This window comes from Pseudomonas sp. B21_DOA (assembly GCA_030544685.1).
Lineage (GTDB): Bacteria > Pseudomonadota > Gammaproteobacteria > Pseudomonadales > Pseudomonadaceae > Aquipseudomonas > Aquipseudomonas fluorescens_AO.
Genome location: CP086683.1, coordinates 5,548,706 through 5,572,436, shown reverse-complemented (window position 1 = coordinate 5,572,436; position 23,731 = coordinate 5,548,706). Strand labels below are relative to the sequence as shown.

The following is a 23,731-nucleotide window of genomic DNA, read 5'->3' as shown; positions in this document are numbered from 1 at the left end:
TTCAGCGACGATACCGAGACGCACGTGGCGACCGTGACGGGGGCCACCTGGATGTTTCAGCGACCAACCCCGTTCGAGGCAAATATCAAACATACCGTGGAGGTCACGCAAACTATCCTCGATCTCCCTTCAGAATCGACCTCGAAAACCTTCACTGTCCACAGAGTCATGTTGCAACCGCTCATCGTCGCGCCGGTATCCGGCTCAGAAGTGGGGTACGACGTCACCATTGACGGTGATAACGGCATGCTGGGCGCGATGATGCAATTGCATGACAGCCAGATGGGAGGAGAACTGGGTGCTCCGCTCGAATTGCTAGAGGAGGGCAAATGGTCGATCGGACTGCGCGATCTGGAGCTGAGGCATTATTTCCTCCACGCGCAACAGATACTCAACGGGCAAAAGTCATCCAACAGCGCTGAGCACGAACTCAAGGTGGTGGTGCCGCCGCCTCGATTCACGACGCCGATCCCTGGCGGGAAAGTGCCGCGCATCTCGAAGATTGCTGGCACGGGCAGACGTACCGCGCTGGTGGAGGTCTGGCTGGAAGGCGCTACTGAGCCATTGCTGACGGATATTGAGGTGAACGCGTCAGGCAACTGGGAGGCGGAAGTGAGTTTGCCGGTGGGCAACACAACCATCTGGGCGTTTCAGACGCTCGTCGTCAATGGCATTGCGCTGCGTTCTCAGCCCAATGAGCGTTTGCGTTACAAGGTCGTGCCAGCGACTCCGTTTATCGAAACCCCGACTGCCGATGACCATGTCGGCCGACGGGTCGTGGTGTCGGGTTTCGCGACGCCCGGCGACACCGTATCCGTGACGCTGGGTAGCGACCACGCAAACGTCGAGGTGCGGGAAAACCGGACGTGGTCGGTAACGCTGGAGCCTGGGCAAGACGAGGGCAATCATGAGCTGGAAGTTGTAGCGGCTTGCGAAGGGTTTGAATCCGATAGCGCGAAACGCACGCTTCAGCTGGCGACTTATCTACCCACCATTGACAAACCAGCGCCCGGAGGCTGGGTCAGCAACCCGGTGCTGTTTGCCGGCGAGGGCCGTCAAGGTGTCGGTGTTCTGGTCGACCCGTTCAACCCGGACAAGATATGGGTAGCGTCGATTCAGGTCGCCCCTGACTGGCAAGGTCTGTCTGACCAAGCGCTACCGTCAGGTGGCAACTGGTGTCGTTTCAAGCTGCAGCCAAGCGACAGCGATCCGATGGGTTCTGACTGGGTCGTCAGCGAGCGGTTTGAAATCGAATCAGCGCCGGCGGACAAAGCACGGTTGTAAATTCCGATGGGTGGTCATAACAACTGTCATTTATGACAGTTTTCAATTGTTGCGTTAAAGCGCTAAATCCTTATGCACCGCTGGGTTCGCCTGACACATCAGTCAGGCGCCCCGGGCCCGTTATCGACTAAAGGAATGTGGCCATGGCTGATTCACTCCGTCCCGCTGCGCAGTTGTTCATTCAGCTGTTTGGTGAGCAAGCGTCCACCGCGCCAAACCGGCTTTCGAAGCTCTGGAGTTACGTTGAGCAGGGGGATCGTTTTTCTCTCTGGTGGAAAAGGGTCTTCCTGTGCTGGTCGGCGAGTACGGACTTGAGCAGGAAGAGGCCCGGCGCTTTTGCGCCGGGCCAACAGCCTGGCGACCTATGTGCGGCGTCGGTTCATTGAACATCACCAGCAGGAGGACAAAGCCGGGTCGACAGGACCGTCCAGTGGTTTGATGTCGATTGTTGTCGGGCCGCAACTGGAGCGAATATTCGATCTGCAGTTGAGAACCAAATGCCCCTCGGATTCTCTGGAATCCATGTTCGGGCCTTCAGCGTATCTCGTCTTCTTGTATCGCTTGATTCGCGACTTGATCGAATCCGTTGGCGACAACACCAGTCTGCCGTTGCATGAGCGTCGCACGGATTTGATGACGTTGACGGTCGACAGTAAAACGGTGAACGCGCTGGAGTCATCCGTCGACGTGATCGTACGCGTGCTGCAGGCGTTCATCGCTGCGAACACAACGGTTCCAATTGAACAGGCATTGATCGAAGCGCGCTATCCCAACGGTCTGCCGTATTACCAGCACTGGGTCACGATCGATGGTGTGGCCGGTTTCAACAATCGATCCGTGGGGGATTTTGCCAACATCGTTGACAGTAAATTCCCCAACTTCTTGCACTCCGGGTCTCTGACCAGGCTCGCCGCTGCTGCCTTGGCTCATGCCTCTCGACTTGGCCCGTACCAGCAGCGTTTGGTGACTGAGGAATATAAAGAATCCGGGGAGATGTATCAGTTTTATCTGGAGAGCTTTGGCACGGAAGACTTGGAGTTTCTGAATCTCAATCAGATATTTTATTTGGCTGAACGTACAAATCTTGTGGCCGAGGAGGTGACAAGTCTTTTGTCGGTTGGGGACTACGCGCCGCGGCGTTCGGCCAATGTCAAATACTCCAGTGAGCCCGACGTTCCGGAAGGCGGCCGATCCGGCTCGGTTTACATCAATGATAATGCTCACCCCGCTATCGGTATCACCACCCAGTCAGGGAATAATTTTCATCGGATTATCGTTAATCCCAATACCCCAAGAGGCTTGAGTGCATTTGATCGACTCAACCGCAAGTTACGCCTGGACAAATGGCTGAATCTACCCCCTGAGCAGACTGACGCCTTGTTGGTGGCAGCGATCAGGGCTGAAGCACGGGGTGCGGAAAAGTCTGAAGTGTGGGCGATTTCGGTGAATGTGATCCATGCATTGGGCCTGTTTCAGCGATTGCGTGAACGCTACAAGTGCACGGCGGCGGATTTCGCCGTGTTTCTCGATGAAATGTCACTCTACGGTCGTGGTGATGCACTGTCGCAGTTCGATCAGGTCTTCAACAATCAGGACAATTATCGCGAGCCGCTGAAACTCGACGACACACCGTTTGCGCTGATACCGACATCGGACAAGGACAATCTTACGGTCAGCCAGCTATGCAGTGGTTTGGGTATCGATCTTCAGACTTACCATTACCTGGCGGTGGCCATAGCCCAGGCTCATGGCCTTATCGATAAGCTGGAACGCAGTTCGGCGGTTATTTCCAGTTTTTACCGGTTGGTAAAACTGCCTCGACTGTTGAATATCACGCCGGTCGAAGGCGTGTTGATGCTCAGTGTGCTGGGGGCGAAACCTGGCTCGAGGGGCTGGCGGGCAAGCCGCGTATTGTCGCCGTGGCGGATGATGACAGCCGCACTGACGCCACGGCTGGCGGTCCGGATGTGCTGAGCCTGATCGAAGCCATGCAGGCCTGTGTGCAATGGTGCGAACAAAGCAAGATATCGGTGTTGTGGATGTTGCAGCACGTGAGTGCACCACTGCGTTTGCGCGAGTTCTCCCAGCAGGACCAGCAGTTCTTCGACAAGATCGGCACCCTCCTGCCCAGCGCGCGGTTATCCAACAATTCATTTCTCGTGGCCCGTATTCCGCCGGCCGGAAGAAGAGACTGGCTGGATTTGCTCTCGATTGACAGTGAGGGGCAGCCGCCGCTTGTCGACGTCAATGGCCTGATTCTGCCCACTGCCATGACGCCGGAAGATTATTTGGCTTTTGCCCGCGTGAAGCTCGAATGGGCCGTCAGGAACGGCCTGGACATTGAGGAAACCCAGGTCAGCGTTTTGGTCGAGATCATGCTCACCGTTCTTCTGCAGGCCAGAGACGCTCAGGTGTCGCTGGTCAGGGAGTCGTTGGCAGTCTACGCCGGCCTCGACGGCGAATTGGCCATTCTGGTGCTGAACTGGGTCGATTCCTCGGTGTATCAACTGTTGCGCCAGGTGTGTGACCGCACCGACTTCGAATCGCCAGCGACAGAGCGCAGGCGCGACGAACCTTCAGATTCGTTACTCGAATTGCTGGCTGTTGTGCGCCTGCGCGCTGAAGTTGTTTCGACCCTGGGCTTGAGTGCGGCTCTGGTCGGGGATTACCTGGATTATGGATATCAGGTGTGGGTCGACCCACTCACCATCATCGATCCCTCTCAAAAATATATGTTCTCGTTGCGCATACTTTACGCAATGACCACGCTGGCCCGCGCGTTCAGCATGAGTAAACAACCGGAGCAGAAATTGCTGGACTTTCTGCGTCAGGTCCATTCGCTACCGCCTAAGCTCAGCGCCGATGCATTACGCGTGGTGCGACAGGCCGCAGCCATCAAACTGGCTGAGTTCTTTGCCTGGAGCGCGCAGGAAGTCAGCGAATGCGTTCGCTATATCGATCCTGAAACCCAAGTGTTGAAAACCCTCGAGCAACTGGATCTGCTGATGCGCGTTTACCAGTTGTCGATGCAGACCGGTATGGATGCCCGGACCATTTTGCGCATCGGTACCTTGCCGGAGACCACCGATGCCAGTGAGGCCTATGCCGAGGCGGCTGAACTGGCGTTGCTCAGTCAGACCCGGACGCGTGTGCCGGTCGTGCAAATACCGGGCGAACTGAACCAGCTGGTCAGGATGACTTGCATCGTAACGCCTACAGAAGTCTTCGCTGGTAAACCAGGCGAGAAAGCGATCATTACGATGACGCTCACCGACGCCCAGGGCGCAGCATTGAAAGGTGTCGCTGTTGACTGGCATTCCGAGCTAGGGACCATCACGTCAGGTATCACTGATACCAAAGGAGTCCTCACGGCTGAGTATTCTCCCGGCAAAGTCCTGGGCACGGACAGCCTTTATTTTTCGATGAGCTTGCTCGAGCCTGAGTGGGCAGTGAGCATCGACGTCATTGCCGACGTCAACAGCATGAATTTCCCGACGGGGCTAATGTCTCCGGTGCCAACGGAGGTCGTGCCGCTTGGTCAGGAAGTCACACTCTACGCCACGATGGTGGACCAGTACGGAAACCTTGGGGCCAACATGCTGGTGGACTGGGCCTGGGAGCAAGAAACAGATCCCGAAGAAAGACCAACGATCCGTCCGACACAGGGTTTCACCAATCACAAAGGTGAAACCACGGTTGATATCACCAGCGATTTCAGCGGTGAATTCCAGGTTGGTATACGCAGCCTGGCAAGCGGGCTGGGGACGCTCTTCGAACCCATCAGGTTTGGGGTGGCGCAAGGGCGCGCCGACTCGCTTGAACAAACGGCACCGCCTTCCGACAGTGACGCGGGAATCTCTTCCACGGAGCAAGGATCATGACATCGAACAACATTGGCCTGTTGCAGGAAAAACGTCGTAGCGCGTTGCTTGAGTACTGCATCGGGCAAGTGAGGGCGGAGCGTTACCCGCCTTTGCGGACCCCGGAGGACGTGTTCGAATTGCTGCGCATCGACCCGCTGGACAGTGCTCGGGTACAGACGTCGGGGGTGGCCGAAGCGATCAGTTGTGCACAGCAATTCATCAGTGCGGTGTACAACAAAATGGAGCCCGGTTTCGTAAACCACGAGTTTCCCCCTGAACAGCTGGAAAACTGGGCGCTGTACAACAACTACTCGGACTGGGCAGCGGTGCAGATGATCGCGCTCTACCCGGAAAACTACATTAATCCGTTTGTGCGTCAGCGCAAGACGGATCTGTTCAAGACCCTTGAAAACAATCTCAACCAGGCCCGTCTGAGCACCGATTCGGTTCAGGCGGCGTTGCAGGGTTACTTGCAAGCCTTCGAGCAGATCTGCGATCTGGATGTCATCAGTGGCTACATGGACGGCACAACCCCTGAGGGCGCCGATTATTACTTTGTCGGACGCCAGCGGGTGCCGCCGTTCCAGTACTTCTGGCGCAAGGCGCAAATCGAGATCACGCCCACTTGCCTCGCCGTCAACCCGGCGGCGTGGAGTGAGTGGAAAGCGGTGGACATTCAACCCGCCGGGCGGGTGCTGGACATGCGTCCGGTGGTCTGGAACGGCCGGCTGTGTCTGGTCTGGGCGGAGTGGCGGGACAAGGTCGGCGAGATCATCAAAGCCGATCCTGCGGGTGACGGAGAATCGCCATTGCCAGACGACAGATCCCGATTCGTGCCCCATCAACTGCATATCAATGTGGCCTTCATGAAGCAGAACGGCCAGTGGTCGGCGCCTTTGAATTTACGCCATAGCGAGTTTGATGAGGATATCTCTGCAGATGCCAGGCTGATTGCAACCGTGTGGGCCGACCCTCAGCTCCCCAAAGGCAAGCTGGGGGTATTGCTGGTCAACGATAAAACCGGCACAGGTGCCTTGAAAGAGATCGCAATCATCGATGTGCTGATGCGTCCCGTTACCGGGGACAGTGGCAACTGGCTTGAGTTGGCCAAGAGCGATCGATTTGTTTCTGCCTTGACGGTTCAGCACCCCTTGGGTCTTGAGGTTAAGGTGGTATCAAGCGAGTCGCCGCCAGGCTCCATGGCAGCTTTTCTGGGGCTGAACGTCTTCGCCATGCGAGTGGGTAACAACGATGTGCTGACGGTTGAGGGGTTTGCAGGTCAACAGGGTTACCAGGTGTCGAAAAGACTGCGTTTACCTTGCAGTTGGAACTTGCAACGGCTGACGACCCTAAACCTGTGAAAAGTGAGGTCGCAGTCGCCGGCGACTGGACCATGAAGTTCTTGGGGAGCTTCACTCGACCAAAGGGGCACTGGGACAACGTCAAGTTCACTCTAAAGAACGATACTGAAGGCTTTGGCGGCAAACAGTTTGACCTGACGATTGTCGATCTCTCTGATTTCCGCCCGCCAACACTGCTGAAAAAGACCACGGATGCCGCCCAATTCCTCGACTTTCAACTGGGCGCTGGCTGGGCGCTGCGATACGTTCGGCTCAATTCGCTGTTCGGCCCCGAGTTGGTCACACGCTCCACTGCCTCTCCAGCCACGCTGATCAACTGGGACTCTCAGCATTTGTCAGAGCCGCCACCCACTGATGCTGATTTCGAGGAACGCAACGGCGCTTTCGACGGTGCCAACGGGCTGTTTTTCTGGGAGCTGTTTTTCCATTTGCCGCATTTGATTGCGACACGCTTGCGTGATGAAGAACGGTTTGCCGAAGCACAGACGTGGTTGCATTTCGTCTTTGATCCCCGGGCTACCGCCGACAGCAGCTCGGTCCCCGAAAAACCGAGTTACTGGCGCTGCCGACCGTTGATCAACGATCTGGGCAATGCCGGCTGTGAAGCCGTGGCGCCCGCCGACCCGGATGCAATTGGATATTCAGCGCCTGTGCATTTGAGGCTGCTGATGTTCATCGAGTATGTGAAGAATCTCATGGCCTGGGGGACTGGCATTACCGCCAACTGACCCGCGAAAGCCTGGTGGCGGCAAAGCTGTGCTATGTGCAAGCGGGGTCATTGATGGGCAAACCACCTCTGACTCAAACGGTGAACTTGTGGCAGACCGCGACGCTGGGGAGCCTTCTGGCCCAAAGCTGCACGCGTACGGCACTGGAAACTTTCGAGCAGACATTAAATTACAGCCTGGCAGATGTTCCGGCCGGCTCGGATACGGCTCCCATGCTGGGCATGTTGGGATGTCCGCCGTTCAGGGCACCCATCAACGATGAGTTGCTCTCTTGGTTCAACCAGCCGCAGTACCGCATGAACAACTTGCGCAACCACCTGACGATTGATGGCAAGCCCATGCTCCTGCCGTTGTTCAACCCACCGACTGACCCGAACCAATTGCTGCGCGATCTGGCCGCAGGTGGCGTCGGTGGCGCCAGACCGATGGGTGGCCGGCTGGTGGTGATTGCGTTTCGCTGGCGTGCGATCTTCGAGGTTGCCTTGCGTGCGGTGCAGGCCTTGCAGGATTACGGCAGCCAGGTACTCAATCTGCTTGAGCGGCATGACCGTGCCGAGCAGGAAGAGCTGCAGCAAAACCATCTGGTGGAGTTGGGCAACTACGCCAGAACCTTGCAGGAGCAATCCATCGCTCAGTTGGAAGCGAGCACGACGGCGCTTGAGCAGAGCCGGGCAGTGGCGCGGGAACGGGCTGATGCTTACGCAGCCCGCTATGACGAAAACGTGTCGGCTGTCGAATATCAGGTCATGGCAAACCTGGACCAGTCCAAAGAGTTGGCGCTGGCTGCCAAAATTCTCAAACCGGTAGGCGCCGCGGTGGCGGCTGCGCCTAATATTTTCGGGATGGCGAACGGTGGTTTTCGGGTCGATAAAGTCACGGATGCCATCTGCTTTGGCCTGGAAATAGCTTCGTCGATGCTGCAAATCGATGCAGACAAGCAAGCCACCACCGAAGGCTATCGCCGTCGCCGCAACGAATGGGGGCTGCAACGCGATCAGGCGTTGACAGAAATCGCGGCCATCGATGCGCAGATCGTCGCGCAGAACCATGCGGTTGATGCGGCCAGAACCAACCTCGCGCAAACGCTGCGAGCTAACGCTCAGGCTTTGACGATGTACAACTATCTGAAAAAGCGCGCGACCAATGCCGAATTGTTCGGCTGGATGCTGGGCCAGCTCAAAGCCTTGCACTATCAGGCTTACGACGCGGTGGTCAGTCTGTGCCTCAGCGCGCAAGCGGCGATGAATGCCGAAACCGGCGATTACGATTCCCATATTCCCTTGCCGCAGGTCTGGCAGGATCAACGCCACGGTTTGACCGCTGGCGAGCATTTGCGCGTGCACCTGCTGCGCATGGAGCATGAGTACCTGCAGCGCACCGAGCGGCGGCTGGAACTGGTGAAAACCATCTCCTTGCGTCAGCTGTTCAACGATGCAATAGACCCTCAGGTCGGCATCAGCACTTGGGAGGCTGCACTGAAGCAGCTGCAGACCACCGGCTCGCTTGAGTTCAGACTGACGCAATTGCTGTTCGATCGGGATTATCCTGGACATTACTGCCGGCAGATCAGTTCGGTGGAAGTCGACTTGCCAGTGCTGACGGGGCCTTTCGAGGACGTGCGCGCGACCTTGCTGCAGGTCGGCAGCATGACCGCCAGCCGGGCTTCGGTGCAGTCGGTGCAGTACTTGCACAATCCTGATCCTGGGGACGTGGCCCCTGCCGATGTGCTGTTCAACTTGCGTCCGGGCCAACAGATTGCCCTGTCGGTGGGGTTTGCCGACAACGGCATGGCGGCGGCGAAGCCAGATGAAGGTTTGCTCTTTCCCTTTGAAAATACCGGTGTGGTGTCCGCCTGGGAGCTGAAATGGCCATGGCATAAAAAGCCGCTGCAGCAGGCCATGCTGTGCTCGATGAACGATTGCATCTTGCGCATTCGCTATACGTGCAAGAGCGGAGATCAGTCGTTTATCGATTCGGTGAAGGAGTTGGTCAATGCAGCGCAAGAGGGTCTGGCCGGCAAGGGCAAGGGAGTGCGCAGTCATGAATGAGCCTATCGTTCAGGTGAATGAAAACCTGGTGTGCAATGGTGATTTCGAAGAAAGGTTCGAATGTTGGGCAAGGACGGGGACGGTTGCTATAGGCACGGCGTATTACGACAACACGCCGATCAAGCACATGAAAGCACCGAAGGGCGGGGGTGTCACTCAGGACGTCACCCTTCCCAGAGATCCCGATGGCAAGGGTGCTTATTGGCTGAGTTTTCTGTGGGAAAGCAGTTTCAGCCAGTCAGGCTGGGTGAGGGTTTCTCAGGGAGAAACCGAGCATTATCGCATCGAACTCAAACCCGACGGTGAAGCCGGGCAGGCACAACAGCGCGAGGGTTTCGGATCAGGAGCCAGAGAGGCGATTCAGTCCGACCCTGCATGAGGTGGAACTGACATCGGACCTCTCAAGCTCAAAGCCGCTGCGCATCGAAATATGCAGCTCAACAGAGTCTTCGAGTCCATTTGGCGAACTCTGGGTTACACGCGTCAAGATCGCGTTGAAACTCGCCCCGCTCGAGTTGCAGGAAATAACGCTGGACGGTATGTCGTTCCGACCCTTGAGCAAAATGTACCTGTGTCAGGGCGCCAGCAGCGGCGCAACTTTTGGCAGCGACGCATTGATCACGCCCCACGTACTCGGTTTTGTACCTGTGCCGGATAACCCTTGGCGCGACACCCCGGTTGCGTTGAGCATCGACAATAACCTGCAGGGCTCGATCGTCGCGTCTCCTGCTTGGGACATTCAGCAATCGCTGGACTTGCCATGGACGCTCGATTGCCCGTTGATCGATGATCAGGAATATCAATTCACCCTGAGTTTACGCAACCGTTACACCGCGCAGGCCTACGAGATCCCTGTATCGCTGGGGCATCATCGACTGATTTTTCGCGAGGTGGTCGAGGCCGCTTACTATCCGTTGATTGAGCAAACTGTTCGCCTGGGTGTGCAAGTGGCGTCGTTTTACACCGGCCAGCCATTGGCCGGGCTTACGGTGAACTGGTCGACCGAGCAACGGGTGTTGGCGGCTGCCGTTACGGATGAACAAGGCTGGGCCTACTTCGATTATGAGGCAAAGGCAGCAGGGGACTTCATTATTGAAGCCTCTGTGGTCAGCCTTTATTACAAGCAGGGTGTGTGGACCCAGACGTTTGACGTGCTGGTACTGGGCGAGGACCCGTGGGCACATTTGACTGTCTTTGAAAACAACGAGATCAGGGACTGGATTGATAACAGTTATCCGAACCGAGGCGCCACCCATTCCATTGATGTCATGCTGGCGGCAGACAGTCCTCTGCGAGGCAGCGACTTCTATCTGCACTGGCATGGTGACAGGCATGAGCAACTGGGTGTCGTTGTCAGTCCGCCTCTGGAAACGGCAGTGCCCATGCCGATCGATGACGGGGGCACTGCCTCCTGGACGCTGAACTGCGAAGACCGGCGCGACGGGATATTCGAGTTGTCACTGGGCTGCTCGAAGCTGTTGTTGCCGTCGCCCAGGAAGCGCATGTCGCTGGCGCGCAACAGGATCAGGATCAAAGAGATACGCCAGGCCGAGAATAGTCCGGTGGTGGAGGAGCACGAAAGTGCGTATCTGCGATTGCAAGTGGTGCATGTTACCGATGAGGGCGACGGCGAACCGGTGATCGGTGCGCTGGTCAAGTGGCAAACCGCCGACGGCGTCGTGCAGAGCCAAACGGGAAGCGCTGGTTGGGGAGCCTGAAGTTTTACACCAGAGAACCCGGGACTCATGAAATCACTGCAGCGGTCCGAGCGCATGAATCTGCCGAGCCGCATGAGTGCGAATTCAGCGTGACAGCGATTGCCAGAAGTTCATGGAAAGACAAGGTCAACATCACATTTGATCGCGGCTACATCGACAATGTTCTGGGTTTTTCTGCCGACGAGGTCAAATCCATTCTCTGGAGGTCACGGCGCTTGCCGACAGTCCTCTTATCGGCCAGGAAATTACCTTGGCATGGGGCGTTGACGGATCAAACATCGGGCTGGCGGTGAGTGAGCTTGGCGAGCCGAGGATATTGCGGGCAGATGAACCATTGGTCTGGACCCTGAGTTCTGAGTTCGCAACGAGCCGCAGCAGTATGTTCGGACTGCGGTTGTTGAGCGATTCACTGGAGGATCGGGAGTTGCTCGGTCGCTTGCTTTCGCCGGATATTTACGATGAGTTCGAGCTTGTTCTCGATCAAATGCCCTCCAAACGAGGTCAGTCGCTGTATCCCTGCATTGGCGCTGTGCACCGGTATATTTTCAGAACGAATGCGTTGAGTCCTCTGGTAGGCACTGAAATGGATTTGAGTTGGTCCGGAAGCTCGGCCGAAGATCTGGGGATCATTCTCGATCCTCCAGTCAGGACCTCGAATTTTATTGATGAAAGTGGCATGACCTGGACACTGGATTGTTCGAATAGTCGGGGTGGCGGTGAGTTCGGTCTACATTTCTTGACTAGCGCTGACCCGACGGATGTCACCAGAATGCACTTGGGCCACAACAAACTCAGCATTGAAACCGTGCGTGAGTCTGCCGTTTTTCCGATCGTGGGTCAGGATCCGGCATGGATGTGGGCGAAGGTCCGTTCGGACTTCTCGGAAGACCGGATGGCTCAGGCACGAACACTGTGGACGGTGAGCGGCAATACTGAAGAGCATGTTACAGATGAAGAGGGATGGGTTCGCTATGCCTATGAGGCAGCGAAGGAGGGCAATGCAACGGTCGAAGTGTCTGTGAACAGTCCGTATGACAATGTTACTGATACACGCTCGATGGAGGTATGTTCGCTGGCCAACGACCCCTGGGATCGATTGCTGTTCAGTATGGATCTCAGCCCGGCACAGCCTTTCGGCCAGGACACCGGTTTTGCGCGGCGCAAACTGACCCATAAAATCGATGTAAACGCCCCGGGTGACACTTTCCTGTCTGGGCGCAAATTGACATTGGGGATGGTCGGTACCGGCCCGGAGGCACTGGGTATCCGCTTTGCTCAGCCAGTGCTCGGTTTGCCGAGGGTTTTCCATGGTGAGACGGGATTCACCGATTACTTCACGGTCGATGACCAGCGTAACGGCAGTTTCGGCTTGTTTCTGGCCTGCGAAAGCCTGGCTCGATGGTCACCTGTCAACGCAATGTCGGTGGGCGAAGGCGCGCAAGTGGTGAAAATCGCCGAGCGTTCGCGGGTTAGTCAGACGCTGTTCTGGCGCGAAGCGGTGTCCGAGCAGATCACCATTGTTTCGACTATCAGCGGCAGGCCGATGGCGAGGATGAAAGTTGTCTGGCGCGCTCCGGATCTTGGCGAGGTGACGACGACCACTAACTTCTACGGCGAGGCGCGGATCCGTTTCGTGCCCAAGACTCCCGGAGCGGCGCAACTGACGGCGACCGTGGGGGATGTGCAGTATTCGGAGTCGATTTCATTGCCGTATTTCCTGCACGAGCCGCGAGAGATCAAAGAGCTGGTCAGTGATGACCCGAGCGGTTATCCGGGGCAGGAAGTTTCAGCCCGGGTTTACGTCGTTTCGGCCATTACCGGTAATCCCTTGGCAAACGTTGAGGTCAATTGGGAATTCTCTGGAGTCGACATCGCGCCGACGACAACGGATAGCCAGGGTATCGCCAATGTCGTGTTCCGACTTTCGGCTCTTCAATCCGGTCTTCTCGATGCAGCCGTTCCGGGGGCTGGCTGGATGGGAGGTCAGTTCGATTCTTTTTACGCTTAAAGCGCACGAGCGAATGATGACTGAGATCAGCGGCAGCGGCAGTTACCCGATTGATCAATCTGCGTCCATCTCGTTCAGGATCGTATCGATCCCCGACGGCAAGCCGATTGTTGGCCAAAAAGTTCTCTGGGTACTGAACAGTGATCCCGATGGATCGTCATTTTCAACAGAAGATGGATGGGTGAGAAAAAGTTATTCGTCGCGAGGAATGGTTGGCTACAAGATCGTTCGTGCTTCTGTTGTCGATGAGCAGGGGCGGTACTTGAAGAGGAAGTATTCCGGCTTCAATTCTTTGACTCGGAGTTGCCTTGAACCTCGTACACAAATCAGTACGGGATCATGCGGTTCCGCTCCTTTTCCAACTGAGATACTGCGTCACCAGTCCGGCCCCCAACTCGGCGGGCCGGACATCTACCACCGGAACGCCATGAGCGCTCAACCGCTCATGGAGTTCTGCCCGTTCATTCATGTAGTTCACCGTGCCGCAGTAAGCCAATGCCTCGGGCAAGGTTTGCACCGGTGTCTGGCGTAACGTATCCAATGTTTCTTCGCGCAGACTGGCGACCAGCACCCGATGTTGTGCGCTCAGGCGCTTGACCGCGCTCAGCAACTCCTCATCGTCTTCATCACGCAGGTTGGTCACCAGTACGACCAGTGCCCGGCGCTTCTGTCGTGTCAGCAGTTGATTGGTGGCGGCTTGATAATCGGCAGGACGTTGCGTGCTGTCGAGGTCGTAAACCGCGTTGAGCAGCACGTTCAGTTGCCCGCTGCCTTTGACTGGCACGACATGGCGCGTTTGATCATCGGCAAACGTACTCAACCCCACCGCATCGCCCTGACGCAACGCCACATAAGCGAGTAACAGGCAGGCATTGAGCGCGTGGTCGAAGTGCGACAGTTCACCGTCCTGACTGCGCATCTGCCGGCCGCAATCGAGCAGAAAGATGATCTGTTGATCGCGTTCATCTTCGTACTCCCGGGCAATCGGTGTGCGCTGGCGGGCGGTGGCTTTCCAGTCGATCTGGCGCAGGCTGTCGCCCTCACGAAATTCGCGCAGTTGATGAAACTCCTGACCCTGCCCGCGACGTTGCCGCTGGCGCACGCCGAGCTGGCTCAGCCAGTTGTCGACGGCGCGTAATTCACCACCGTAGAGCCGGGCGAAGTCGGGATACACACGGGTCTGATCGGCGACCTTGATCAGGCGTTTGCCTGACCATAAGCCCAAGGGACTCGGCAGATTGACTTCGCACTGCTCGAAGCGCAAATGCCCGCGTCTGGTCGGGCGCAAACGGTAGGTGATCCGGCTGACATGACCGGGTTGGAGCTCGACGGCCCATGGCAGATGTTCGAACGCGAGGCCCTCGGGGACGTGGTCGAAGAGATCGATGTTCAGTGGCTCGGCAAACTCATGGGCAACTTCCAGTTGTACCTCTGCCCAGCGCCCCAGTGCCAGGCTGCCGGGCATCTGCCTTTTGATAAGCGGCGAGGGCAGACGTCTGAGGCGCACCGCGTCAATCACTGCCAGCGCCAACAGCGCCAGGAGCAAACCCCAGTTGATCGAAACCAGACTACTTGGAACTTCAAGCTGCAAAGCCTGCAAAGTGCCGAGCACCATGCTGACCACCAGCAGCAGGCCCAGCCAGATCAGCAGCAGTCGCGAGGGTTTCACAGGCGCGGCGCCGGCACTTGGTCGAGCAATTGCGCAAGCACCTGATCGACCTGCAGGCCTTCGATGTCCAGCTCCGGCGCGATGCGCACGCGATGGCGCAGCACCGCCAGCGCGCAGGCTTTGATGTCATCCGGAATGACAAACTCGCCGCCGCGCAATAACGCCCGGGCACGGGCACAACGCACCAGTGCAATCGAGGCGCGTGGTCCGGCGCCGAGGGTCAGCCCCGGCCAGGTGCGCGTACTGCGCGCCAGGCGTACGGCATAGTCGAGGACCTGATCGTCCAGCGGCAAGTCACTCGCAATGCGTTGCAAGGCTTGCACGTCCTTGGCCTGCAACACCGTGCGCAGCGGTTGCACATCGAGCATGTCGGCGCGGGTCGAACGACAGACCTGACGGACCATGTTCAACTCCTGATCGGCGTCGGGATAATCCATGCGCACCTTGAGCATGAAGCGGTCGAGTTCGGCTTCCGGCAGTGGATAAGTGCCTTCCTGTTCGATCGGGTTCTGCGTCGCCAGCACCATGAACGGTTGCGCGATGGGCAGGGCGCGACCTTCGAGTGTCACCTGCCGTTCCTGCATGGCTTCGAGCAACGCTGCCTGGGTTTTCGCCGGGGCGCGGTTGATCTCATCGGCCAGCAGCAGGTTGGTGAACAGCGGGCCTTTGCGCAGCTTGAACTGTTCGGTCTGCAGGTCGTACACGGCGTGACCGGTGATGTCGCTGGGCATCAGATCCGGGGTGAACTGGATGCGCGCAAACTCGCCGCCGAAGCATCGCGCCAAGGCCCGCACCAGCAAGGTCTTGCCCAGACCGGGCACGCCTTCGAGCAGCACATGGCCGCCGGCAATCAGCGCGGTCAGGACATCGTCGACCACCGCCTCCTGGCCGATCAAGGCCTTGTTCAATTCGTTGCGTACCGCCTGCGCCAACTGGCTGGCACGCTGGCGTTGCTGGGCGGCGTGCGTCGCGCTGCCGGGCTCGATCTGTTCAGTCATAACGCGTTCCTCAAGGTTTGCAGATGAGCGACCTGACGGCTGAATTCGGCGCTGGACAATCGCTGCTTCGGTCGTGGGCTCAGGGCCTGGCTGATGGCGCGGGTGGGTTGCCGGGTCAGGCGCGCTAACGCCAGCCATTGCTCGGCCACATTCAATTGATCGAAACCGGGATGGCGGCGGCGGGCGCGGCGCAGGATGTCTTGCTGCAGCGCTTGCAACAAGGCTTCCTGGCCGTTATGCCGCAAGAGGAAATCGGCGCTGGCGCGCAGATGTTCGAGCAACTGTCGGCGGCCCGCTGGCGCCGGCATTTGCACCGGGCCGTGACGCACGCCGGCCTGCCACAGCCACAGGCCGATCAAAGCAAGCAGGGCGACGATGGCCTGCGGGAAATAGCGCCAGAGCAATGACCACAAACTGTCGTGCGCCGTGTTGTAAATCAGCGTGACGTCGGTGTCGGCGCTCAGGTACCAAAGCAGCCAGGCGTTATCGTATTGGCCGATGGTCGGGGTTTTCCACAGCTCGGCATCGGTGACCACGGTGACTGTGCCGAGGCCGTACACCCGTTGCATCATGTGCGTGGCTTTGGCGCTGTTGGCCCAGGCTTGCGCGACATTGTTGGGGTCGTCGAGGTGGAAGTCGGTGTCGAACCCGGCGTAGGCCGGCGCATCTTCGTCTTCCAGGTACAGCTTGGTCAGTTTCGGGAAGCGGTCCTTTTCCACTGCTTGCGGAGGATCTTTCAGATCCTTGCTCAGCGATTGCTGCAGTTGCACCCGGTCGAGCAGCAAATCATTACTTTGCCGGGTTTGCGCATCCCACAGCGACTCGGCAACAAACACCAGCCGCCCGCCGGCGCGAGTCCAGTTCAGCACTTGATCGACTTCACGCGGCGTCATCCGCGCGCGCTCGCCAAACAAAAGCAAAGTGTGGCTATGCGGATCGATCTGCGGCAGCACCACCAGGGTCTCGGCGTGATTGACCGAGAGGCCGCGCTCGCGCAGGAACATTTCCGCCGCCAAGTAAGGATTGGCTTGCGCGGCAGGCGAGGGCCGTGATCAATGGTTTCCTGATACGGCTGGGCCTTGAGATAGAGGAACAGGCTCAAACCGCCAAGCAGCAGAAGCGCCAGCGCACCCGACAACCAGCCGATGCGCCGGTTCAATGCCCGGATCCTTTGCTGAACAATTCACGCCAGCCGTCGCACAGTTCTGCTTGCAGATGCGCGGCTGGAACCCGATGCCCGTAGGCCATGTTCTGCCAGTGAGCAGTGAGGTTGCGGCTGTAGGCGAGCAGGTCCGGGCGTTGTAATTGCTCAATGCGTTTGAGGATCTGGTTTTCCGTGTCGGCGGCTTTCAGCGTCAGGTCAAAATCATGCAGCAGATGGCTCAGCAGGCCGCGATAGAGCAGGCCCAGCGCGGCGCGAGGTTCGCTCAGCCACAACTGTTCGGCGCTGGCGGCGATGTCATTCGGCAGGGTTTCACGGTTCAGATCAAGGCCGAAGACTTGTGACGGCGCCGCTGGTTTGCGGCGCGTTGGCAGGTTCGGGCGGCGGCTGACGAAAGCCTGGAGAAATTCGCGATAACGCCAGATCAACCAGCCCAGCGCGGCTATCAGCGCGCCCCACAGCAGCACCTCAATCACGCCGGCGAGGCTATCGAGGTGCCGGCCGTCGAGCCAGCCGAGCAGGTTTTTCAGCCACTGCGGTGCCTCACCCGGTTGCTGGTTCTCGGCGGGTTTTGCCGGGTCGTCGCCGAAGCGATAGCGGGTGACGCTTTCCTTGTTCTTGAACGGCGGTTGCTCAAGCAGCGACTGGATGCTGTCACGCGAGGCCTGACTGGTCAGCGGCTGATTGAGCAACCTTGGAGCATCCGGCGCATCGCTGGCCCATGCCGGTTGCAGATTCGGCAGCAGCAGACACGCCGCCAGCAACATCCCGAGCACGCCGTTGTTCAAGCGCTGGCGCAAACGGCGGAAAACCAGCTCGATATCCCAGGCTTCCAGTTGTGTGCGGCGGTTCAGGTACAGGCTGAAACCGCAGGCGACATATACCGGTCCCCAGGCCACCAGGATCAGTGCATAAAAAACGTTGGTCAGATGCTCCAGCCAACGCCAGTCCTGATCGGCGGCGAGCAGCAGCGACTGCCAGTCCCAATCGGTTTCGATCTGCTGCGGCAGCAACATATAGAACAGCAGCATCAAACCGATCCACAGCGCGGTTTCCAGATGCATGCCGATAATCGTCAACCATTGCGCGGCGCCGCCGTTACGTTGCAGCAGCACCTGCAGCCGTTGTTGCCTGGCCTCGCCGTCGAGACCTTCGAGTTGCGTCACCGGCAGCACAAAGCTGCGACTCAGGCTCAGCCGTCGCCAGGTCAGACTCGCCAGCAGTTGCGGCTTGAGCAGGCGCGGCCATTCACGCAAGGCTTGCTTGAGTGTTGGAGTTTCGCCGAACAGCGCTTTGGAAAGGATGTACAACGGCAGGCGTTCATAGGCCGGTTTCAGCCACCAGAAAATGAACACCGCCAGCGATGGCGAATCCCACAGCAACAGGCTGAGCAGGGCGAACAGCGGCAGGGTGACGATCGCCCAACTGGTCATTAATAACCGGCGGTGCTGTTGGCTCATCAACACGCCCAGGTCCATGGCTTCCCAGGTCGTGCGCGGTCGAATCACCACACTGGCGTCACTCAGGCGCATGGCGGGTCCTTCCGGCAAACAGCAGATACACCGCAACGGCCAGCCACAGCGCGGCGCCGACGGCGTATTTGGTCAGCGGCGTGACGCTGGTTTTCGACGACCAGTAAGCCTCGATGAATGCAGCGATCAGCAAGAACAGCATGACCCCGCACACCAGCATTACACCTTTGCGCGCAGCCAGGCGCAGTGCCTCGCTGCGCGTCAGGCGCCCCGGTGCAATCAGCGCCCAGCCCAGCTTCAGGCCGGCTGCACCGGCGAGAGCGATGGCGGTCAGTTCGAATGCACCGTGAGCGATCACGAACGACCAGAAGGTCTGGCCAAAACCGATTTCGCTGAGGTGTCCGGCCACCGCGCCGATGATCATGCCGTTGTAGAGCAGGAAAAAACCGCTGCCCACGCCAATCAGCAAACCGCTGGCGAAGGTCTGAAAGGCAATGCCGATGTTATGCATCACGTAATAGCCGAACATCACCCAATCTTCGCTGGCTGCCCGTTCCGCGGAGCGGCCGAGGTGGCCGGCGACAGGGTCGTACATGCCTTGCATCTCGCGCACCTGTTCGGCCGGGATCAGGTTGTAGATCAGTTCCGGGAACAGGTAAACCAGCAGCGCGAAACTTATCAGGCTGCCGAAGAACAGCAGGCTGGCGACCGCGACGAAGCGCCACTCTTCACGCACCAGTCGCGGGAAGTCGGCGAGAATAAAACTGATGATTTGCGCACCCAGGCGACTGCGATGCCGATACAGCTGTTGATGACCGCGCAGCACTTGCTGCTGCAATGAGTCGATGAGAAAACTGCTGTAGCCGCGCGCCTGGGCCAGGGCCAGATGTTGGCAGAGGCGTCGATAGGCCTTGGGGAAAGCGGCCACTTGCGAAGTGTCCTTGCCGTGTTCGAGGTGTTCGAGCGCCACGGCGAAGCGCTCCCATTCAGCCTTGTGGCGGGTTTCGAACAGGCTCTGCTTCATGGCGTCGGCCCCAACAGACCGCGCGCAATGCCGTTGAGTTCGGATACCGCTTTGTGCGCAGAAATGTGCAGCGGCTGAGCCAGCAATGCCGCCAGCTCATTGACCCGGGCCGGCGACAGGTGCGCCTGACGTTCGGCGAAACCGAGCACCGCGCGTTGTTCGCTGAGTGTGAGCGCAAAGGAGCAGGGGCGAGGTTCGGCGTCAGGCAATTGCGGACGGCTCAGCGGTCGCTCGCTGTAAACCACCAGCGTGCCGGCGGCAAGATCGCCGAGGCGTTTGAAGGTCGGGTGCTGCAGGCAACTGAGCGCACCAAGGAAATAGCCGAGCGGCAGCAGATCGACGAAACGCAGCAGGTTGCGCAGCAACGAGGCCGACCAGCCGATCGGCGTGCCGTCGTCGTGCACGACGCGCAAGCCCATCCACTGTTTACCCGGCGAGCGGCCCTGACGCAGTACCTCGAACAGCACCATGTACCACCAACTGATGGCAAACAGCAGCAAAGAGCCGAGGCCCATGCCGAGCTGGCCGAGAAATGCCAGTGCGATAAACAGCACGCCCAGAATCAGGCCGCGGATCCCTAGATCGATGGCAAATGCCACGGCGCGCACCATCAACCCGGCAGGGCGCAACGGCAGGTCGATGCCTTCCGGCGTTTCGACCTGATGCCGCGTATCCAGCGGTGCTTTCCTTGGCGGTGCTGTGGGTTCGAGCATGGGCTACCTGATGTTCGCCTGTCCGGGATGCAAGTGCGCCTGATGCTAGCAGCCTCTCGGGTGTGGGAGCGAGCCTGCTCGCGAATGCGGTGGATCAGTCAGCCCATTTGCAACTGACAGAAAGCCTTCGCGAGCAGGCTTGCTCCCACAAGGGCAATGCGCTTCTGTTGTAGGAATCTGGAGAAATTGCGGTTCGAGGGCGACGAGGCTGGCCCTGGCATCACTGGAGCGCCTAGACTTCGCCGATCTTCTGTTCAGGATGCGCCCGTGACTTCAATCTTCTGGTACGACTACGAAACCACTGGCATCAATCCGCGCAACGACCGGCCGCTGCAAGTGGCCGGGATCCGCACCGACCATGCGCTCAACGAAATCGATGAGCCGGTCAACCTCTATTGCCAGCCCAGCGAAGACATCCTCCCGCATCCGGCGGCCTGTGCGATCACCGGCATCACCCCTGGCCAGCTCGCCGAGAAAGGCCTGAGCGAAGCCGATTTCATGACTCGCGTGCATGCGCAACTGGCCGCACCGGGTACCTGCGGCGCCGGTTACAACACCTTGCGTTTCGACGATGAGATGACCCGCTACAGCCTCTATCGCAACTTCTTCGACCCCTACGCCCGTGAATGGCAGGGTGGCAACAGTCGCTGGGATCTGATTGATGTGGTGCGCGCCGCTTACGCGTTGCGCCCGGAGGGTCTGGTCTGGCCGACCGATGACACGGGCCGGGTGTCCCTCAAGCTTGAACGCCTCACGGCGGCCAACAATATCGATCACGGGCATGCCCACGAGGCACTGTCGGATGTGCGCGCCACCATCGCCCTGGCGCGGCTGATTCGCGAGAAACAACCCAAACTCTACGAGTGGCTGTTCCAGCTGCGCAGCAAGCAAAAGGTCATGGATCAGATCCGCCTGTTGCAGCCAGTGGTGCATGTGTCCGGACGTTTCTCGGCGGCGCGCAGTTATGTCGGCGTGGTCCTGCCGCTGGCCTGGCACCCGAAGAACCGCAACGCCTTGATCGTCTGTGACTTGCATCTCGATCCGCAGGGGCTGCTGGAGCTCGACGCGCAAACGCTGCGCCAGCGCTTGTACACCCGCCGCGATGAGTTGGCCGAAGGTGAACTGCCGGTGCCGCTCAAGCTCATTCACATCAATCGTTGCCCGGTGGTAGCGCCGCTGAAGGTATTGCGCGCAGAAGATCAGCAACGCCTTGGGCTGGATATGGCGCTTTATGATGAACGGGTCATGCGACTAACTGACGCACAACAAGTCTGGAAAGATAAAATCGCAGCGATTTATACCAGCGAAGATTTCACTCCCAGCGAAGATCCCGAGCAACAGTTGTACGACGGATTTATCGGTGATCGTGATCGGCGTCTATGCGAACAAGTTCGAGCGGCTGATCCTGCGCAATTGGCGCAAGAGGCATGGCCTTTCGATGATGAACGTTTGCCTGAATTACTTTTTCGATATCGAGCACGCAACTTTCCAGACACCCTGGATGTGGCGGAACAAGAGCGCTGGAGATTGTTTTGTCAGCAGCGTCTTACGCAACCCGAGGCCGGCGCGCCGAATACCGTGCAGTCTTTTACAGAAGCGGCCGAGCAATGGTCGCTTAGTGCGACGCCCCTGCAGCGCGAGGTACTCAATGACTGGCAGAACTATGTCCAGGCATTACGCAAACGTTTGAATCTTTGAAATCGAACATACCCGGAATTAATTTGCGGGCATAAAAAAACGCCAGCTCAAGCTGGCGTTTTTTTGTTCGCGGATCGCTCGGCGAAAGCGTCGCGGCTTAGCCCAGCAGGGTCGCCCAGCCTTCAACCACGTCACCGCCCCACTTGGCTTTCCACTCTTTCAGAGTCTTGTGGTTGCCACCTTTGGTTTCGATGACTTCACCGTTGTGCGGGTTTTTGTATTGCTTAACTTTGCGTGCACGCTTGGTGCCGGTAGTTTTTACTGCGCCGCCACGTGGCGCCTTGGATTTGGCTTCCGGATCCAGCAGCGCGATGATGTCACGCAGCGACTTGGAGTATTCACCCATCAGCGTGCGCAGTTTGCCTTCGAATTCCAGTTCGGCTTGCAGTTTGTCGTCTTCGGACAGGTTCTTCAGACGGGCTTGCAGCTCTTTGATGGCTTCTTCGGTGGCGCGATATTCGTTGATCAAGGACATGAGTACTACCTTTTGTAGAATGCTGAATGACAGGGGACAGTGCCGCAATAATAGTCAGGCTGTTTCATCAAGTAAACATTTAGATCGGCTTTTTATTTAAATGAGTTACAGGAAATTAGCCGTCAATTGAATGTTCCGTTAAATAATGTGATGGAGTCAGCACAGATATTTACAGTTGTCTGACAAAAGCCTCGGCAAAGCGTCACGGCGTTGACGAAGATCACCGTCAGAAAGTCGTTTCGCCGGGCTTCGTCCCACCCGGCGCGCATGCGTACTGCAGTTTTCCTGCACAGTCGCTAGAATGGCGGCCTTTGTGAAGTTCTGGAGTTTCCCCCTCATGCGCACTTTTCGGCTGGTGATATCTTGCCCGGACCGCGTTGGCATCGTTGCCAAAGTCAGTAATTTTCTGGCCTCTCATAACGGCTGGATCACCGAAGCGAGCCACCACTCTGACAATCAAGTGGGCTGGTTCTTCATGCGTCACGAAATCCGTGCCGATTCGCTGCCGTTCGGTATCGAGGAGTTGCGCGAGAAGTTCGCACCGATCGCCGAAGAGTTCTCGATGGACTGGCGCATCACCGACACCGAGCAGAAAAAACGCGTGGTGCTGATGGCCAGCCGCGAATCCCACTGCCTGGCCGACCTGCTGCACCGCTGGCACAGCGACGAACTGGACTGCGAAATCTCCTGCGTAATTTCCAACCACGACGACCTGCGCAGCATGGTCGAATGGCATGGCATCCCGTACTACCACGTGCCGGTCAATCCACAGGACAAGCAGCCGGCATTCGACGAAGTATCGCGTCTGGTCAAACAGCACGACGCCGAAGTAGTAGTGCTGGCGCGCTACATGCAGATCCTGCCGCCAGACATGTGCCGCGAATATGCGCACAAAGTCATCAACATTCACCACAGCTTCCTGCCTTCGTTTGTCGGCGCCAAACCGTATCACCAGGCGTCCCTGCGTGGCGTGAAGCTGATCGGTGCGACCTGCCATTACGTCACCGAAGAGCTGGACGCCGGCCCGATCATCGAGCAGGACGTGGTGCGTGTCAGCCACAGCGACAGCATCGAAGACATGGTGCGTTTCGGCCGCGATGTCGAGAAGATGGTGCTGGCCCGCGGCCTGCGTTATCACCTCGAAGACCGCGTGCTGGTGCACGGCAACAAGACTGTTGTGTTCTGATCGAGCACGCCACGCTTGAAAAACCAGGGGCCTGGGCGTTGAATCGCTCAGGCCCTTGTCATTTGCGCCCGAGGAACAGCCATGAGCGACCCACTGGACACAGCTACTTCAAAAGCGCCCGCCACTCTCGGTGAGGGTTGCCTGAGTCGTTACGACCCGGAAGACATGAGCCCCGAGGACGGCACCGAGTTTCCCGGTGCCGCCGAGTTGTGGGAACAGGTGAAACCAGAGTCGGACGATGAAACCGGTAATGCCTGAAAAGATCGCAGCCTTCGGCAGCTCAGAGAGAGTCGCGTTTCAATGTAGGAGCTGCCGAAGGCTGCG

At 58.3% G+C, this 23,731-nt stretch carries 15 protein-coding genes and 2 pseudogenes; 10 read left to right on the top strand and 7 right to left on the bottom strand.

Annotated features, from left to right (window positions below):
* The first annotated feature begins 24 nt into the window (after positions 1–24).
* From LJU32_25810 to LJU32_25780, 7 genes and pseudogenes are all read left to right on the top strand, one after another.
* Positions 25–1,284, top strand: coding sequence for a hypothetical protein (locus tag LJU32_25810; protein ID WKV88721.1), 1,260 nt, complete (start codon positions 25–27; stop codon positions 1,282–1,284).
* Between the two features lie 336 nt (positions 1,285–1,620).
* Positions 1,621–3,258: a Tc toxin subunit A gene (locus LJU32_25805; protein WKV88720.1), complete on the top strand. Its 1,638-nt coding sequence runs from the start codon at positions 1,621–1,623 to the stop codon at positions 3,256–3,258.
* A complete protein-coding gene (locus LJU32_25800) occupies positions 3,204–5,165 on the top strand; it encodes an Ig-like domain-containing protein (protein WKV88719.1) in 1,962 nt (653 codons plus the stop codon). Before LJU32_25805 ends, LJU32_25800 begins: the two co-directional genes overlap by 55 nt.
* A pseudogene (locus tag LJU32_25795) lies at positions 5,162–9,284 on the top strand (insecticidal toxin complex protein TcaB2). Before LJU32_25800 ends, LJU32_25795 begins: the two are co-directional and overlap by 4 nt.
* A complete protein-coding gene (locus LJU32_25790; protein ID WKV88718.1) occupies positions 9,277–9,663 on the top strand; it encodes a hypothetical protein in 387 nt (128 codons plus the stop codon). The pseudogene LJU32_25795 and the gene LJU32_25790 overlap by 8 nt, the downstream one beginning before the upstream one ends.
* A 1-nt stretch (position 9,664) precedes the next feature.
* Positions 9,665–11,002: a hypothetical protein gene (locus tag LJU32_25785; protein ID WKV88717.1), complete on the top strand. Its 1,338-nt coding sequence runs from the start codon at positions 9,665–9,667 to the stop codon at positions 11,000–11,002.
* 250 nt (positions 11,003–11,252) lie between these two features.
* On the top strand, positions 11,253–13,010 hold the full coding sequence (locus LJU32_25780) for an Ig-like domain-containing protein (protein WKV88716.1): 1,758 nt from the start codon (positions 11,253–11,255) through the stop codon (positions 13,008–13,010).
* Between the two features lie 337 nt (positions 13,011–13,347).
* Here LJU32_25780 and LJU32_25775 read toward each other — a convergent pair whose 3' ends face one another.
* The 6 genes and pseudogenes from LJU32_25775 to LJU32_25750 all read right to left on the bottom strand — a co-directional run bounded on the left by LJU32_25775 (position 13,348) and on the right by LJU32_25750 (position 20,048).
* Positions 13,348–14,679 (bottom strand): DUF58 domain-containing protein, encoded by a 1,332-nt coding sequence (locus LJU32_25775; GenBank protein ID WKV88715.1) that lies wholly within the window; start codon positions 14,677–14,679, stop codon positions 13,348–13,350.
* Complete coding sequence (locus LJU32_25770; protein ID WKV88714.1) at positions 14,676–15,677, bottom strand: MoxR family ATPase; 1,002 nt, start codon at positions 15,675–15,677, stop codon at positions 14,676–14,678. The genes LJU32_25775 and LJU32_25770 overlap by 4 nt, the downstream gene beginning before the upstream one ends.
* Positions 15,674–16,836 (bottom strand): annotated as a pseudogene (locus LJU32_25765) (DUF4350 domain-containing protein). The gene LJU32_25770 and the pseudogene LJU32_25765 overlap by 4 nt, the downstream one beginning before the upstream one ends.
* Entirely contained in the window at positions 16,833–18,371 is a 1,539-nt protein-coding gene (locus LJU32_25760; protein WKV88713.1) for a DUF4129 domain-containing protein, read from the bottom strand. The pseudogene LJU32_25765 and the gene LJU32_25760 overlap by 4 nt, the downstream one beginning before the upstream one ends.
* A complete protein-coding gene (locus tag LJU32_25755) occupies positions 18,358–19,335 on the bottom strand; it encodes a stage II sporulation protein M (GenBank protein WKV88712.1) in 978 nt (325 codons plus the stop codon). The genes LJU32_25760 and LJU32_25755 overlap by 14 nt, the downstream gene beginning before the upstream one ends.
* The gene (locus LJU32_25750) at positions 19,332–20,048 is read right to left on the bottom strand and encodes an RDD family protein (protein WKV88711.1); all 717 of its coding nucleotides are present in this window, start codon (positions 20,046–20,048) and stop codon (positions 19,332–19,334) included. Before LJU32_25750 ends, LJU32_25755 begins: the two co-directional genes overlap by 4 nt.
* A 267-nt stretch (positions 20,049–20,315) precedes the next feature.
* Here LJU32_25750 and sbcB point away from each other — a divergent pair, with 267 nt between their 5' ends.
* Positions 20,316–21,746 (top strand): exodeoxyribonuclease I, encoded by a 1,431-nt coding sequence (gene sbcB / locus LJU32_25745; protein ID WKV88710.1) that lies wholly within the window; start codon positions 20,316–20,318, stop codon positions 21,744–21,746.
* A 97-nt stretch (positions 21,747–21,843) separates the two neighbouring features.
* Here sbcB and LJU32_25740 read toward each other — a convergent pair whose 3' ends face one another.
* A complete protein-coding gene (locus tag LJU32_25740; protein WKV88709.1) occupies positions 21,844–22,221 on the bottom strand; it encodes a DNA binding protein in 378 nt (125 codons plus the stop codon).
* Positions 22,222–22,558: 337 nt separating this feature from the next.
* Here LJU32_25740 and purU point away from each other — a divergent pair, with 337 nt between their 5' ends.
* Positions 22,559–23,407, top strand: a complete 849-nt coding sequence (purU, locus tag LJU32_25735; protein WKV88708.1) for a formyltetrahydrofolate deformylase — start codon at positions 22,559–22,561, stop codon at positions 23,405–23,407.
* Between the two features lie 81 nt (positions 23,408–23,488).
* The gene (locus tag LJU32_25730) at positions 23,489–23,665 is read left to right on the top strand and encodes a hypothetical protein (protein ID WKV88707.1); all 177 of its coding nucleotides are present in this window, start codon (positions 23,489–23,491) and stop codon (positions 23,663–23,665) included.
* The last annotated feature ends 66 nt before the right edge of the window (positions 23,666–23,731 follow it).